Origin of the sequence: Xanthomonas sp. NCPPB 1638, from assembly GCF_041475635.2 — a bacterium.
Lineage (GTDB): Bacteria > Pseudomonadota > Gammaproteobacteria > Xanthomonadales > Xanthomonadaceae > Xanthomonas > Xanthomonas cucurbitae.
In genome coordinates this window covers 1,620,262-1,634,414 of the sequence record NZ_CM192984.1, presented here as the reverse complement: position 1 = coordinate 1,634,414, position 14,153 = coordinate 1,620,262, and the positions used below count along the sequence as shown (strand labels likewise).

The window sequence follows — 14,153 nt, the reverse complement described above, 5'->3', positions numbered from 1 at the left end:
CCCCGCAGTGCGGGGCTCTTTGGTTTCAGTGGAAGCGCGGCGGTTTGGGAACGTAGAAAGGCGCAGGAGGGGCGGAGATGGCAGGACCTGGACGCGCTCCATCGGGCTGGTTCGCCACGTCAAGTTGGAGGGGGTGGCGCTGGAGCATGTCCCGGCTCCAGGCCTCGAGGTGCGCCGCGCTGGCCGACGCCTCTCTCTCGCAGAGGGCTTGTTCCTCCGGGGTCACCCTGGCCCTCGCATCGGCCAGTTCTGCGGTCCGGCTTTCAAGCGTGCCGAGTCGGCGCCCGCGCCGCTGCTTCCAGTCTCCCTGCGTCCACGAGGTCCCCGGCTCGGGATTGTTCGCCAGGAAGTCGTGCCACGCGTTCTCGGCCATGTGGTGCAGCTTCTCGGCTCGGCGCACGGCCAGCAGCCGGCGGGCGAATTTCATGGTCGCTGCCTTGAAGCGCCGCAGCCGACGGAGCAACTCGTTGAGGTCCGGGCGCAGCCGGGCCTCCTCGGCGAAGGCAGTCACGCGCTCCCTGATCCACTGCAACAATGCCAAGGTTGATTGGAGCGTCTGAGCCAGCCGGAGATCCGCTTGAACAGCCACTCCCCATTCGTCGCTGGCTTCCTCCGCGAGCTCGGAGACCGAACGTGGCTCGCGCGACGGCTTGGCATCCTCTGCCTCCATCAGTCCCAACCCACGAGCAATGGTCGCCATGCTGCGGGACACCTCGATGTGCCCTGCCCCAGGCCCGAGCGACAAGGACAGCCCATCAGAAGGTCGGCGAGCCTCGCGCTCGGCCTGGGCCTGGCTGTGACCGTCGGGCACCGGCATGGCGCGCCCCTCCTGCTCGAACGCAGCAACCAGCTTCTTAAACGTCGTCTCGTTGGTCTCTTCGATGAGCTGGTTGGCCTCGAACCGCTCCGAAGGCTGGCCGCGCCGGGCCAGCGCGGTGCCGTTCTTGCCGACGTGCTTGGTGGGCTCCCGGGACAGGATGGCAGCCGCGGCTAGGTCGCCGCGCGCCAAGGCGTCACTTGCCTGTGCTTCCAAACTGCGGTGGTCCACCCGAATCTCAAGCGCTGCCTTTTCGAGATGGGCGTTGATGGTGGAGGCGATGAGTTCGCGCACCCATTGCACCTCGACACGTCCCGACGGCCCGCCGTCCAGTTCCTTGGTTTTGTCCGTGAGACCGTCTGGCCCCATGCGCCGCGTCGTTGCCAGGACATGGACGTGCCAGTTCAGCCCATCCTTAGAACCAGGGCTGTGGATACTGGCCTGCGCCGCGAACCCGTAGCGACCCACCAGAGCACGGGTGACTTCCACGGCCAGCTCAGAGCGCTGGAGGTCATCGAGTTCGTGGGGCAACGCAAACTCGAACTCACGCGCGACCGTCGAATCTTTGCGACGCTCAGCCGCCTCTGCTGCCGGCCAGAGCTCAGCGGGGACCAGGGCCCAATCGGGCGCGTCCTCGGGGGCGATGCAGCGCGTTTCGACCACGCCGTCCCGGCGGCGGTAGTCGTGCCGCAAGCCGGTGAGCGCGTCCTCGAGCAGCAGGCCGGCACGGTAGGCCGCCGCGGCAATGGAGGAATGCCCTTTGGCGCGGCTGAGGGTTTTGACGTTGGCGTGGTAGATGGCCATGAGGCGGCGACTCCGAAGCAATGGGATTGCTTGGTTTATGCCTCGGCTTTGGATTTTCGCAAGCGCCCTCGGCGCTTGGGGTTCAAGGGGCGGAGCCCTTTGCGCACGTGTCACCATGTGACACCTAGGTGCGCTCTTGCTTCTTTCTTTGAAGCCTTGTTTTTCAGTCTTTTCGATTCTCGGGGTGGACGAAATTCGAGACCAGCCCAACGCTTGACGCAAGCCGTTTTCCTGGTTGACTCATTTCCACCAGGCAGGAGAAACGCATGACCGCAACGAATCACTACCGAGACCAAATCCAACGAGCCACCGAACGCCTGGCTCAGCTGCAAGCAAAGGAACTTTTAGCCAACCAGCGGCGAGAAGCAAAAGCCCAGGAAACCGCGAGGCGGGAAGAAGTGCAACGACGGCAGCGCGTGGCCGACATAGTTTTTTTAGCCGGCGCACAAACCCTCAATGACAAAGAACTTGAAACCTTGCTCACCAGCCACATGAGAAGTCGTGTTGGCTCACCTCACTAGAGCCCTCTTAACTAAACGTCCCGTCGATGAGCGCGTTCAAGGACGCGGCACCATTTACTCAGGACCGGGGCCGCCGCGAGTAAAAATAGCTACGTGCGAATACTCTCGCTCAAGTATTGGGCACTGGGAACGCGAGGTATCGGCTGGATGACGAAATCGTCAGCGACTCTCTCGCCCGAGATATAGCGACGTAGAACAACTTTGCAGCGGCGAATGTCTCATTGGCGAAGTGGGCCGCATCAGGGATGACAACGTGGTCGAATTCAAGGCCTTTCAGCAGAAGTGGGGTTGACACAGTTCTTTTCTGGATTCCGCGCCCCGCAATGCTCACCCGTTGTCTGACGGCAGTAGCCGCATCGCGCACCGATTCGAACCGGGCAGCGTCAACCTCTCGCAAAGCGCGCGCGGTGTCCCGAAGCAGTTCCCCCCTAAACGGTCGAACCCGGGAATGCTTACGGAACTCTTCAATGTAGATCACTGCATCCGCCGCGCTACCTGACGTTTCCAAGGCTGTCAGCGCTTCACGCACCCGCCCACCCGTTGCCAGATCATCCTCAGTATCGGCAGCTCCGACTTCAAGCTTCTTAATTGTGGTCGTGTCGCTCAGTAGGCTCTTGAGGGCGGCAACTTTGGCTGTCGGTGAGTTTGCGTCGTCCCATTCACCAGCAAATTGCTGCAAACGCCTAGCTCCGATTTCTTCAATCGATTGATAAGCGCCTTTCGAAGACTTGGACAGCTGGTCGCATGCTCCACGCCTACAGTGAATGGCTGCCACTGTGCCCTCTCGCTCATTGAACCCATCGAAGAGGGCTCCCATTTCATAGGCGTCCTTGCATGGCATGAAAGTGGCTGGCCCTGCGGCCAAGTCAATCTGCTCGCCTCGCTCCAGTTGACCGCGGATCTTGGCTATCCAAAGTCCCAATTCCACGTTGTGGCCTCGCCACCGCATCGGCTCCTCCAACATCGCCACCAACGGGAAGCTAGGAAACACCTGAGTTTGCCATCGAACACTTGACCGGGTGAACTCAAAAACGCCTTGCATTGGGTCGCCGAATACGATGGTCGGAAGTATGTTGGCCAAAGCAATGGCCAGCTCATGCTGCAACGCGTCGCAGTCCTGATACTCATCTATCAAGATGCGATCGTAGGACGATTCAACGACTTTCCTGACCCCCAATATGGATAGAACATCCTTCCCTCCCCGGTAGACCTGGCTCCACTCAGCACCTTCGGGTATTCCCTTCGGTGGCTGGCCTTTGGCCGGAAAGGCGCCAGCGTAGCGAGCAGCCCAGCCGGCGATGGTGTCTACCAAGCACGCCCGTTGGGCAACCCCAACCTTCTTAAGCCGAGCCCTCAAGGCATGCACGCCGGCATGCGTGTGTGTCAGGACTAGCGTCCGTTGACCCAGCGCGGCCGTTCGAGCAATCAGCTCCGTCTTCCCGTGTCCGGCAGGGGCTACGATGCTTCCTCGCCGGACAGCCAGCAGGTCAATTGGCTCAACCATACATCCAGCTTTCGAGACGTGCTAAGACGGGTGCGAGGTTGTTCAATGGGTTCAGCCGAACGATAGTGTCTACTCGAGACGCCAAAGAGCGTGCGACATGACGGTTCTTGAACCAAGAATTCTTGCGAGCTAGGACTGCTAGGCGCTCAATGAAGTCGTCGTTGGCAACTTCATCAAACTGGTTCCACGTTTGAAAGGGATCAGCGAAGTTGACGCCCGTGAGCTCTGGCAGTGCCTTAGCCAGTTGGTCGTTAACGGTATTGCACCCTTTTACCTCCCGTGCGACCTGCAAAATGAAATCCATATCCTCATGATTGTTGATCGCGCGGAACAGCGCTTGCTCCGTGTTGATCGCGCTTGCGTAAGTAATAACCTCAACCGAGTTTTCCGCCAGAAACTTGGCCTGATTGGTCTCAAGTGGCACGTCAGAGTCGCGGTAGAGCGCCGTGTGGTAGCCCAGGGCTCCAAACCCCGCAGCGAGGAATGGGGCCTCAGTGCCACAACCGTCAACAATAGCGACTCCACGCTGCTCTATTGGAACGTCGGCATGCCTAGATGGGTAAAGCTCGCGAATCCCCAGCATCAATCCCAGTTCAGTCTCTCCTTCACAGACCAAGACGCGCCGAGCGAAGAGCGCTCGCGGCGACTTCTTGAGAATTCGGTGGAAGTCGGAGCCGGACGGAGGCTTCAGGATCCGCACGCCTTGCGCAGCGTAAGACCGTACAACATGAAGTGAGCTAGGAGTTATCTCACTCAGCGCAACATCGGAGTGTGTGGTCATCAGCACTTGCCCTACAGCCCTGCCGTCGGCGTTGGCCTGCGCCTGAGCTGCTTTCAGGTGGACGATCGCCCCCAGTATGCGGTGTGGCTCCAGCCCCTGCTCGATCTCGTCAACGAGGATGATGGCACCGTCCCCGATAGCTGCGCGTTGGATAGCAAGTGTCGCCAAGCGCCGGGTCCCCATTCCCGCCAACCTGAGTGGAACTGCGCCGTCGTGTAGGGCAATGGAGCCAGAGGAGAACCCACCGCGACCCAGCTCAAGCCCAGGTCCGTAAGAGCCGGTCACGTATGCACCGATGCTCTTCGCGCGGGATTCGGCCTGCAAAGAGGCGTCTGCCAAGCCGGAAATAGCGCCAAGATTGGCGCTCGCTTTGGCTGTGCGATACGCATCAGCAAGATGCATGGCCGCTTCTTCGGTATCGTCTGTCAGTTTGGACAGGACGGAGCCTTGGCCCCAAGTCAAATGGCGGGCGTCATCGCCCGATAACCGCACCAAACCGAACAGGGCGCGGTCACGGTTGGAAATGGTGCGAGGATGGCTTGCTCGTTCATTGATGATTTCCCACACCGGCTCCATGGTTGCGTCGACGCTCAACCGCACCGTCAATACAGGTTCGTCTCCGTCTTCTGGCTCATCATGAATCTGCCCATCGGTGCCCCAGCCACGGATGTAGAGCCCGAAGCGTTCGTCCGACAGCAATTCCTTCGAAAGCTCCCCAATGGTGACTTCAATGCATATGGACCTAGTCGTATCGCAAAGGTAGAAGTCTGATTCCGTGAAGCTAAACCAGCGCGAAGACAGAGCCGCCTCGATGGCGTCGAGGACTGTAGATTTCGTAGAGTCCCCATGCCCGATCAGGCAGCAAAGAACGGTTCCGGCAGGCAACCAGTCAAGCTGCGAGATGCCTCGGAAGTTCATTATCTGCAGACGCCCAACTCTCATGATTTCGACCTCGAATCCTTCCGATGAAAAATCGACGCGATCATGGCGCCGGCAGCGGCCATCGCTAGCTCACAGCCTTGGCAAGTTGTTGTCCGACTGACAAGCCGTCATCGCTCTTCTTTACCGCCATCAAGTAGATGGCCTTACCCCCAGACGCCTTAGCCCAAAGGTGGCCCATTTGAGCTTTGTCCTGGCTGTCTTTATTGCTCACCCGGTCACCACCCTTGTATTCCACAACCAATAAGCGCCCATCCGTGAGCTTGGCTACGAAGTCAGGATAGGTTCGCCCTTTGGCCGTGGGCAACCAGAACTGGCTGTCGTGCACTAGGTTGCGCACCCAAAACTCCACCTGGGGAAGTTGATCCAGCTCAATGGCACACAAGAACTCTTCAGCCAGGCTGTTGTCCTTGCGCTTGTGCGGCAAGTCACCAGGCACGGCGTAGTAGTGCTTCTGCCATTTGTAGTTTGCAGTGCACGGATTGCGCACTGGATAGGCGTTGGGGTCGAACCGGAATGCGTGGTCGAAGTTGGCCAGCACGGGAGCGTCATTGGCGAACAGGGTGTCTTGGTAGTTCGACTCTGAAGCGGACAAGCGCGCACTGGCGATTTGCTCCTCGAGCTTGCGGGCAATCACATACTTACCGCGCACCAGCTGCGCCAAGTCAAAGCCGCGGGCTGTGAGGCTGGCGACGCCTGCGCGAATCCACTCCACCAACTCCGCCTGGGTGATGTCTGGCTGACGCACGCGGCGGTCCAAGAAATCCACCAGTTCATGACTGGACCAACTGCCGGCCATGCCCAGCATGTAGCCGACTTGGGGCTCCGCCACTGGCTGCCAACCAACTTCCACACCATCGATGTCCACGAGGAAGGTGCGGGCTGACTCTTGGTATCGGAATGACGACAGGTTTGCCGGGTAGTCATTGATGGACCAACCATGGATCTCCAGCAACAGATCCGAAGATACCTCGAGCGTGAGCTTGCCTTGCACCAGCATGAGCTTGGGCACAGCAAACTCAGCTTGTTCTTGGGCTGGGGTGACCCTCACCGCTGCTGCGCGAGCATTGTGGTGAGCCAGGCGCTTCTTGGCTTCAGGCCGGTGGCGCGCTGGCAAGGTCTCCACGATGGCTTCTTGGGTGGCTTCGTCCACCTGCCCTTCCACGGTGACAAGGAAGCCTTTCTGATCTTGGGTGGTCTCCACCTTCACCTTGTCCCGATCACCTGCAGGAATGCCGGTGAGGTCAGGTGCTTTGGGCAAGGTGAGCGTCAGGGTCTGGGCCAGCAGCCCACCACCCACGCCACCCTTGAGGGGCAAATCGGGCTGATGGATGGACTGGGCCGCTTCCACGGGATTGAAGCCCATCTTCTCCAGGTCATCGGTGAGCTCTTGGGCCACCGTGCCAAACGCTGGGCTGACCACATGCGCGTAGGCCTGGTTCATTTCGGGATGATTGCGTGAGCGGGCATAGGGCATCCGCAACACTCGACCCAATAGCTGCTCGATGGCGGTGCCTGAGCGTTGCATGGTCAGCGAGCAAAGCACGTAGGCAAACGAGCAATCCCAGCCCTCCTTCAGTGCGTCCTTGGTGATGATGACCGTGACCGGCGTGTTGCGATCGAACAGGTCCACATCGTCCAGCTGCCGCTGCTCACCCGTGGCAATCTTTATTTCGGCTTCGGGGATGTTCTCGTTGTTGATCAGATGCTCTTTGACCACCTCCACGGTGGCCGTGAGGTTCTTGTTCTCCGCTTGGATGAGCAAGATGGGCCGGATGTAGTCGGGCTCTTCGCCCGGAGCCAATGTGGCCAAGTAGGCTCTACGCTGCAACGCTGCTTGCAGGCATTCCTCCCAGCCATCCGTGTGCTCCTTGAGCACAACAGGTAGCTTGATCATGTTCTCGGCTTTGAGCTCGCTCGCCGACACACGCACCAAGACGTTGCTGGCCACCATGTCAGGCGTGGCAGTGAGCTCAATGATGGCGCTGGGCGCCAAGCGCTCGTAGACCTTATAGCTGAGCTTGGTGTTGGCGTTGTGGGCCTCGTCCGTGATGACCAAGGGGCGGTGAATCTTCAACAAGTTCGCGAAAGAGAACTTTGGCCGGTCCTTGCCTTCCTTTTGTTCCAGCCCTTCCACGGCCCCCAGCTTGATGAAGTGCGGCTCTAGGTCCTCTTTGTCCGCATAGAAGTCCCGGATCTCGGTGTCGTCCACGCGGGCGGATGCCATGGTGCCGATGACGAGCACCAGCTTATCTGCCAAGTCTTGTGGGCGAATCATGCCGTGGTCGGCAATGTCGAACACCGCCACCTTGTCTACGCCAAACTTCGCATCTAGCTCGCGCCTATAGGGGTGCTTGCTATTGCGAAACGCCTCCAACGTTTGCGTCTTGATTAGCTTGCTGGGCACTAGCCACAGTACCATCGGATGCGAGCGCTCCAAGAACACTTCTGCCGTCTGGTGAATGATGTGCGCGCCCAGCACCGTCTTGCCGCCACCTGTGGGAATCCGGATGGCGACATATGGGACGCTTTCAAGCGTCGGCAGCGGCGCTTTGTCTTCGCCTAGCATGGGATGGTAGCTGGCACGATTGCCGTCAGCGTCTTCTTCGGCAGTTGCGTTAAACGCAGCAGCAGGGCTTTCAACACGAGCTTGAGCCAAGAACAATGCAAGGCGTTTGAGCGTGCGTTTCTGATAGTCCTTCAAATCCATGTTTAGCGCGCCTTGATGTCGTATGGGGTCTGGCGGAATGTGATGCCCAACGCTTTGAGCCGCTCAGGCCCTAGGCGGCTGGCCTCGCCATAGATGACTTTGGGGCCGTCATGCTCAGCAAGCTCCGCCAAGACCTTGAGTGTGAGCACGTTGCCGCCATCAGGGCGCTTGTCACCTAGCACCCCGTTGAAAAGCAGGTAGTAGGCGACGCCCTCGTGCACACCCAGTAGAGGCACCTTCTTAGCGCGGCTGGACCGTGCGCTTCCTGTTTCGGCGAACCACACGTGCGCCGCGAGCCATTCGAACCTGATACCGTCACGAATGTGGCCGTTTTCATCGAACACTGTGGGACCTAGCTTGTAGTAGCGAAAGCCACCACCTCCTTGCCAATTCAGTTCTTCAGAAACCCCACCTTGTTCGCCGTCGATCACCTTTTGCATGCGTGGCAGACAATGGGTCTGTGCATGCTCGCCAGCCTCGATGCCGATCCAGTGGCGCCCCATCTTTTGGGCCACCGCTGTTGTCGTTCCACTTCCCAAGAAGCTGTCGAGCACCAAGTCGTTCTCTTCAGTGGCAATTTCGATGATGCGTTGCATCAGCTTTTCAGGCTTGGGGGTGCCGAACGGCGCATCCCCAAATAAAATGACGCTTTCCTTCTTCGCGTCTTGGGTGTGTCCGACTTCCTCCCATGACCAGTAGGTTTGGGGGACGCGGCCTTGCTTTACTTCGGTGAGGAAACGTTTAAGCGCGGGAACGTTGTTCCCGTCGTTGCCCCACCAGATGCGATTATCCTTATCCAGCTCATCCATCTTGGCCTTAGAGATAGCCCAAAAGCGTCCCTTTGGCGGACCGTCGATCACTCGTCCGCCCGGCGTGGTTAGACCATAGGTGCCCAAGCTGTAGGAGTTGCGTGCCGTAAGATTGTCGGGACGCCACAAACCTCGAGGATCGGCGTCAGGATTTTTGTAGATTTTGTCCTGGGCCGCGCTGCGCTTGACCAGATTCGGCGTCCATTTTTCGGCGTTTCGGGCATAGACCAATATGTGGTCGTGGTCCACCGAGAAATGGCGAGCCGAAGACTTAGGCGCGTAGTTCTTGCGCCAGATGACGTTGGCAATAAAGTTACTGCGACCAAAAACCTCGTCGCAGATGACCTTGAGGTAGTGACCTTCGTTATCGTCGATAGTGATCCATATCGAGCCATCCTGGCGCATAAGGCCACGCAGCATTTCCAGCCTTGGATACATCATCGACAACCACTTGGCGTGCTCAAGGTTGTCGTCGTATTGCTCGAAAGCTGACTTGGTATTGTAGGGCGGGTCAATGAAGATGCACTTGACCTCGCCTCCGTAGTAAGGAAGCAAAGCTTTGAGCGCATCGAGGTTGTCCCCCTCGATGAGCATGTTGGAAGCATCAGCCTCCCCGTAATCTAGTTTGGCAACGGGCTCCAGGAGCCGATAGGGCGTATGTCCCGCCGCTTCTACGTCTTGCTGGCGTTCCAGCCATTCCAACCAAGGCATTCATGTATCCCCATAGCGCCTGCCCTCGTGGTGGGGAGGCCTGTATCGACCCATTCTAGCGGGCCGTTCAGATTTCGGGGCCAAGCCTCGCAAAGCTCGTTCCCAGTGCCTGAGACCGGGAGCGTGGGCTTGGGTATGGCCTCCACCTCACAGGGCCAGAGTCTACCGCCGGCACCCACCACCTGGGCAGACAAAAGCACGTAAGCGCCTAGCCGGAAGGCCCTGGGCGTCTGGGAGAGATTGCGGCGGTCGATGGCTCCAGGGTGCGTCCCGATCGCGTCATCGAAGACAGCCGTTGCCCAGCCGACGTTCAATGCATTCAGGCCGGGCGCCTAATCGTCAGAGCGACAGTGCTCGGTGGTGGCTGGTCAAAGGAGACTGATCTCACGCTGGGCGTCCCGGCCCTAGTTGCCGATGGCATGTTGACGCTGGTGGACGCCACACCAGTGCCCGTCGGTGAGGAATCCGCTGCATCCGTCGCTCGCTTCACCTTCAAGTTTCAGGGCGGCCGCTAGTCAAAGTGATCGAGATGCCGACGTAGCGCTGCTCAGACGAGCCGCAGGATGAGCGGCCATCGGTCCCGCTCCGCACCAAGGGCGTTTCGTGAAGCACCAGGTCTCCCCCACCCTAGGCATCAGGAATTTCTGAGCCAGCGGTATCGCCCCCACCCTTAAAACAATAAATCAAACTAACAATAATAAGCTAACATTTAAGATATATTCACCTTAAAGCCGCGCCCTCAAGGCTATTTAGTTAGCTTATTTACTGCAAACAGTACACAATTGACTGCGATAAACCGAGCAAAAATCCCTTGGAACGCTTGGCCCGTAAGGCTTCTCACCGGGTAACAGATTGACGAGTCTGGTAAGCATCCCAGCGGCTATGCCTCAACGCCTAAGGACTTCGCCGCCGCCGCAAATTTTTGTATCGCCCCCGTTGACGAATTTTCGTCCTGTCATATCCCTACTTCCATCTCCGATGGAAGTGACCCATGACCGCTCTACCCTCCGCAGCACTCAACGATTACATCGCTTCGCCCTTCGGCCTCCTGCACTTGGAAGGCATCCACATCGGCCGGTTCCGCATTGACCGCGCCATCATCCGAGGCCGGGAAGCGGCCATCAACCTGCAGGAATGCATCCTTGCCGCGCTCGACGAAACCGGACGAAAGAGCGGCTTGAAGAACAGCACGCGCTACCCTGCGCAGTTGCCCATGGGCACGCCGTCGCGCCCATTGTCCAAGGAAATCGAAGACCACCTGGAGGACATGCGTCGCCGCCAGCTCGACCCGAAGACCGTCCAGTCCACCGAGCGCACGTTGAAGCTGCTGCTTCTCACCTGCGGCAATATCTCGGCGGCTCGAGTCGACTACTACCACATCCAAGCGCTCTGGACGCTGCTGCGCTGGGCCCCAAGGAACCTATTGTCGGATCCGCTGCTGAAGGACCTCTCCTTTGATGAAGCGATCGCGCTGGGGAAAGAGCAAGACGTGCCGCCGCTGGCGCCTGCCACCGAGGAACGCCACCGCCGATTCCTTGTTGCCTTCTTCAACCACCTGGTCAATGGGCAAGCCATCCACTTGTCACCGATGAAGTCATTCCTAAAGCCCAAGAAGGACGACACCATCGATCCCGACAAGGCGATCCGCCTGTTCGAGGACGCAGACCTGCAAGCCATTTTTGACCCCGCGACATTCATTCATTGGGCCAAGAAACCGCAGTATTGGTGGGCACCGATGCTCGGCCTGTATACCGGTGCTCGCGTCAATGAGGTGTGCCAGCTGAAGTTGACCGACATCATCGAAGAACGCGGCGTGTGGTGCATCGCCTTCCAGAAAACGTTGGACCAAGACTTGGCCGCAGACCCAAAGCGACGGCGGCGCAGCCGACAAAGCATGAAAGGCGCGGGATGCATGCGCATCATCCCTATCGCCAAGCCGTTATTGGAGGCAGGCTTCCTCGAGTTCGTGGAAGACATGAAGGAGACGGGCCACCCCCGGTTATTCCCGTTGCTCTCGGCGGGCGTGAATCGCACGACAGGGGAAACGAATGCGCGTTACAGCCAGCAGTTCGTCGTGGACTTCGGGCGCTACCTGAAGAACCTCGGCTTCCCCAAGGGCGTCGGATTCCACGCCTTCCGCCATACCCTTGCCACCGAGCTTGATGTCAACGATGTTCCAGAGAAGGAGATTGCCCTGGTCACAGGCCACAGCACCGATCCCCGCGACCGGGTCCAGGTCTTGCGCCAGCACTACCTGCACAAGAAACCGCAGGTGACACGAAGCAAGCAAATCAGCGCGTTAGAGCTTTATCAGCCCAACGTGGAGCTGCCGCGCTACCAGCGGGGTCAGTTCGACAAGTGCTTGGCTGATCCGAGCAAGTTTTACCCGTGAAAATGGCTAATTTGATCAGTCTTCGAACAGAGCCGAAAGCACAAGAGCAATCCCGGTGCAAAACGCCCCCAGGGCCGCCCAGTAGTTCATGTCCGCCGAGAGAAGCAAAAGGTCTTGGACAGACTTCTGATTGCTCACCGCGGCTTCCATGATTTCGCGCTGCATCCTTGCCGACAAAAACCAGAAAAATCCTGAAAGCAGAGATCCAACCGATGCGGCAGCGATGAGGCAACGCCAAACAAACTTTTTCATCGCTCCACCTCGGGCTTATCCATGAGCTCCTTCAGACGCTTCAGCGCCTCTTTCTGCTTGGCGGCAGGCAACCGAGACACGATCAAGATGATGTCCGCCAGCACGTCGGACGTGGCGTGGAAATAAGCGACAGGAAGATTCAACGCCTTCGCTAATGCCTCAGCCGTCACAGGATCCGGGTCATGTTGCCCCGTCTCATAACGGCTCACGCGCGTCGCTCCCGAGACGCTGTCCACCATCCCGATGCGCTCCGCCAACTCGGCTTGGGTCCAACCCATGACCATCCGCGCATGGCGTAGACGCGTGCCATAGACCGTGGCCGGTGTCTTGGGTTTGGGCATCGAGAAGATTGCACGAAAGCTGAATTCCCTCAGTGTGCCGCTTGGAAGCGGGCTTCTCATCTGCGATTATCGTAAATGCTGCCAGACCGGCGGTCTACAGGGGCTTTTCGCATGGATCACGCAGGACAAGGAGCGCGCGCTGCGCTCTTGGCGTTGACGCTCGTCTCGCCACTCACCGCCCACTCACAAGACGCGCCGGCGCAGAAGCCTAGCTTCTTGCGCCAGCTCGGCGGCAGCTTGAAGGACGCGGGCCAGCGGATGGTCGGCATCCAGCCGAACGCCGGCACCAAGGCCGGCAGCCAGGGGACGGGCTCGATCTACACCCCTATCGATGGCGCCGGGAAGCTGCCGAACCTATTCAAAGGCGACAACCACCAGCAGGCCCAACTCGGGAAGCTGGACTGGCCCCGCGTGGCGCTGACCTTCATCGAATGGGGCGCCTCCCTGCCCTGCTGGACGGTGGAAGCGCGCATCTGGACCAGTCCGACCGCCCCCAGTGTCGAAACCTTCCGCACCTGCTTCGATGCCGCGGTAACTGAAACGGACGACCTGGGCGAGACGGCCGAGCTCAACACCTCCGCTCTGTGGAAAGGCAGGGATACCCTCAACGGCGTCCGCGTGCCTCCCAGCAAGCCCAACACGGGCGCCAAGCGCTCCACCGGCCCCAATCCTCCGGCCCAGCCCTTTGTCGTCAACGTGAGCCGCCCCGGGGTTGCTGACCGCGCCGTGGACGTGTCGCTGCGCGTGGCGTGGGTCTCCGGATTCCTCCAGACCGCGGATCTGCATTCGGGACCCTCCGGCCTCCTGACGCCCTTCAAGGACACCCGGATGTGGATTGCGGGGTTCAAGTCCGACGGGAACCGCGACAAGTAACCCTGCCTCCTACTTTCCAATCCCTCTCGCTATTAAAGGACAGACATGAAACACGCAAGGATCGGCCTGGTCGCGTTGACCATGGCCCTGGGCCTGACCGCCTGCAGCGGCAAGCCATCATCTGACAATGCCAAAGAGGCGTTCGTCCGGTTGCTGAAAGACAGCGGTGCCGGACAGGTCACCGACGTTCAAAGCTTCGAGCTCTCGGGGTGCGTGGAAGCGGAAAGCGCCGACGGCTACCGCTGCGACACCCGTGGCCAAGCCTTGCTCAACATTGAGGGCCGGCAGGTGCCGATCCCCGTCAGCAAGAACCTGAGGTATGCCAAGGAATCCGGAACCTGGAGGGCCTACGCTAAATGAGCGCGCCTCCTCTGCTTGACCAGCCGGTGCCCGCCCGGCGCAAGTTCATGACCCCACGGGACAGGTTCTTTTGGTGGTATTCGGGGGCATTGCTTCTCCTGGGACCTTTTGGGTTCGTCGCTGGGCCAGTCATGGCCCAACGCGGAAACCGGAAGGTGGCTCGCCTCTACCCGGCAGAGGCCCGCGTGGCCCAAGCGCGGGACAAAGGTTTCGCCTGGTGGCAGTGGTGGGTCATGACGGTGCTCACCCTGATGGGCGCGTTTGGGGCTATGACCATAATTAGCGGTCTTCCGATGTTCCTGTTTGTGATGTATGTGCAGCTGACCCAAGCCTAAAAGC

The 14,153-nt window shown here is 59.4% G+C and carries 12 protein-coding genes and 1 pseudogene; 6 read left to right on the top strand and 7 right to left on the bottom strand.

What is annotated here, in order from left to right; translation table 11 throughout:
* Positions 1-25: 25 nt before the first annotated feature.
* Positions 26-1,621: a MobA/MobL family protein gene (locus tag ACCQ13_RS07110; protein WP_159406897.1), complete on the bottom strand. Its 1,596-nt coding sequence runs from the start codon at positions 1,619-1,621 to the stop codon at positions 26-28.
* Between the two features lie 266 nt (positions 1,622-1,887).
* On the opposite strand from ACCQ13_RS07110, the gene ACCQ13_RS07105 reads away from it, so the two are divergent.
* Positions 1,888-2,142: a hypothetical protein gene (locus tag ACCQ13_RS07105; RefSeq protein ID WP_159406896.1), complete on the top strand. Its 255-nt coding sequence runs from the start codon at positions 1,888-1,890 to the stop codon at positions 2,140-2,142.
* Between the two features lie 109 nt (positions 2,143-2,251).
* Here ACCQ13_RS07105 and ACCQ13_RS07100 read toward each other — a convergent pair whose 3' ends face one another.
* The 4 genes from ACCQ13_RS07100 to ACCQ13_RS07085 all read right to left on the bottom strand — a co-directional run bounded on the left by ACCQ13_RS07100 (position 2,252) and on the right by ACCQ13_RS07085 (position 9,596).
* Positions 2,252-3,454 carry a UvrD-helicase domain-containing protein gene (locus tag ACCQ13_RS07100; protein WP_338000525.1) on the bottom strand — a complete coding sequence of 401 codons (1,203 nt, stop codon included), beginning with the start codon at positions 3,452-3,454 and terminating at the stop codon, positions 2,252-2,254.
* 184 nt (positions 3,455-3,638) lie between these two features.
* Positions 3,639-5,345 carry an ATP-dependent nuclease gene (locus tag ACCQ13_RS07095; RefSeq protein WP_208800498.1) on the bottom strand — a complete coding sequence of 569 codons (1,707 nt, stop codon included), beginning with the start codon at positions 5,343-5,345 and terminating at the stop codon, positions 3,639-3,641.
* A gap of 88 nt (positions 5,346-5,433) precedes the next feature.
* Positions 5,434-8,076, bottom strand: coding sequence for a DEAD/DEAH box helicase (locus ACCQ13_RS07090; RefSeq protein WP_159406893.1), 2,643 nt, complete (start codon positions 8,074-8,076; stop codon positions 5,434-5,436).
* A gap of 2 nt (positions 8,077-8,078) precedes the next feature.
* Positions 8,079-9,596, bottom strand: a complete 1,518-nt coding sequence (locus tag ACCQ13_RS07085; protein WP_159406892.1) for a site-specific DNA-methyltransferase — start codon at positions 9,594-9,596, stop codon at positions 8,079-8,081.
* Between the two features lie 215 nt (positions 9,597-9,811).
* On the opposite strand from ACCQ13_RS07085, the pseudogene ACCQ13_RS07080 reads away from it, so the two are divergent.
* Positions 9,812-10,111: pseudogene (locus ACCQ13_RS07080) on the top strand (hypothetical protein); the annotation flags it as partial.
* Positions 10,112-10,587: 476 nt separating this feature from the next.
* Positions 10,588-11,988 carry a site-specific integrase gene (locus ACCQ13_RS07075; RefSeq protein WP_159406891.1) on the top strand — a complete coding sequence of 467 codons (1,401 nt, stop codon included), beginning with the start codon at positions 10,588-10,590 and terminating at the stop codon, positions 11,986-11,988.
* A 15-nt stretch (positions 11,989-12,003) separates the two neighbouring features.
* On the opposite strand, the gene ACCQ13_RS07070 is transcribed toward ACCQ13_RS07075, so the two are convergent.
* On the bottom strand, positions 12,004-12,240 hold the full coding sequence (locus tag ACCQ13_RS07070; RefSeq protein WP_159406890.1) for a hypothetical protein: 237 nt from the start codon (positions 12,238-12,240) through the stop codon (positions 12,004-12,006).
* Positions 12,237-12,581: a helix-turn-helix domain-containing protein gene (locus tag ACCQ13_RS07065; protein WP_372372363.1), complete on the bottom strand. Its 345-nt coding sequence runs from the start codon at positions 12,579-12,581 to the stop codon at positions 12,237-12,239. The genes ACCQ13_RS07070 and ACCQ13_RS07065 overlap by 4 nt, the downstream gene beginning before the upstream one ends.
* Positions 12,582-12,692: 111 nt before the next feature.
* On the opposite strand from ACCQ13_RS07065, the gene ACCQ13_RS07060 reads away from it, so the two are divergent.
* From ACCQ13_RS07060 to ACCQ13_RS07050, 3 genes are read left to right on the top strand one after another with little or no spacing between them, the layout of a single operon-like run.
* Complete coding sequence (locus ACCQ13_RS07060; RefSeq protein WP_274392074.1) at positions 12,693-13,454, top strand: hypothetical protein; 762 nt, start codon at positions 12,693-12,695, stop codon at positions 13,452-13,454.
* Between the two features lie 45 nt (positions 13,455-13,499).
* On the top strand, positions 13,500-13,814 hold the full coding sequence (locus tag ACCQ13_RS07055) for a hypothetical protein (RefSeq protein ID WP_159406887.1): 315 nt from the start codon (positions 13,500-13,502) through the stop codon (positions 13,812-13,814).
* Positions 13,811-14,149 carry a hypothetical protein gene (locus tag ACCQ13_RS07050; RefSeq protein ID WP_159406886.1) on the top strand — a complete coding sequence of 113 codons (339 nt, stop codon included), beginning with the start codon at positions 13,811-13,813 and terminating at the stop codon, positions 14,147-14,149. Before ACCQ13_RS07055 ends, ACCQ13_RS07050 begins: the two co-directional genes overlap by 4 nt.
* Positions 14,150-14,153 lie beyond the last annotated feature (4 nt).

Excerpts from the sequence above, each read along its gene's own strand:
- ACCQ13_RS07065 (WP_372372363.1), bottom strand. The coding sequence starts at position 12,581 with ATGCCCAAACCCAAGACACCGGCCACGGTCTATGGCACGCGTCTACGC.
- ACCQ13_RS07070 (WP_159406890.1), bottom strand. The coding sequence starts at position 12,240 with ATGAAAAAGTTTGTTTGGCGTTGCCTCATCGCTGCCGCATCGGTTGGA.
- ACCQ13_RS07095 (WP_208800498.1), bottom strand. The coding sequence starts at position 5,345 with ATGAACTTCCGAGGCATCTCGCAGCTTGACTGGTTGCCTGCCGGAACC.
- ACCQ13_RS07060 (WP_274392074.1), top strand. The coding sequence starts at position 12,693 with ATGGATCACGCAGGACAAGGAGCGCGCGCTGCGCTCTTGGCGTTGACG.
- ACCQ13_RS07085 (WP_159406892.1), bottom strand. The coding sequence starts at position 9,596 with ATGCCTTGGTTGGAATGGCTGGAACGCCAGCAAGACGTAGAAGCGGCG.
- ACCQ13_RS07050 (WP_159406886.1), top strand. The coding sequence starts at position 13,811 with ATGAGCGCGCCTCCTCTGCTTGACCAGCCGGTGCCCGCCCGGCGCAAG.
- ACCQ13_RS07110 (WP_159406897.1), bottom strand. The coding sequence starts at position 1,621 with ATGGCCATCTACCACGCCAACGTCAAAACCCTCAGCCGCGCCAAAGGG.
- ACCQ13_RS07075 (WP_159406891.1), top strand. The coding sequence starts at position 10,588 with ATGACCGCTCTACCCTCCGCAGCACTCAACGATTACATCGCTTCGCCC.
- ACCQ13_RS07090 (WP_159406893.1), bottom strand. The coding sequence starts at position 8,076 with ATGGATTTGAAGGACTATCAGAAACGCACGCTCAAACGCCTTGCATTG.
- ACCQ13_RS07105 (WP_159406896.1), top strand. The coding sequence starts at position 1,888 with ATGACCGCAACGAATCACTACCGAGACCAAATCCAACGAGCCACCGAA.
- ACCQ13_RS07055 (WP_159406887.1), top strand. The coding sequence starts at position 13,500 with ATGAAACACGCAAGGATCGGCCTGGTCGCGTTGACCATGGCCCTGGGC.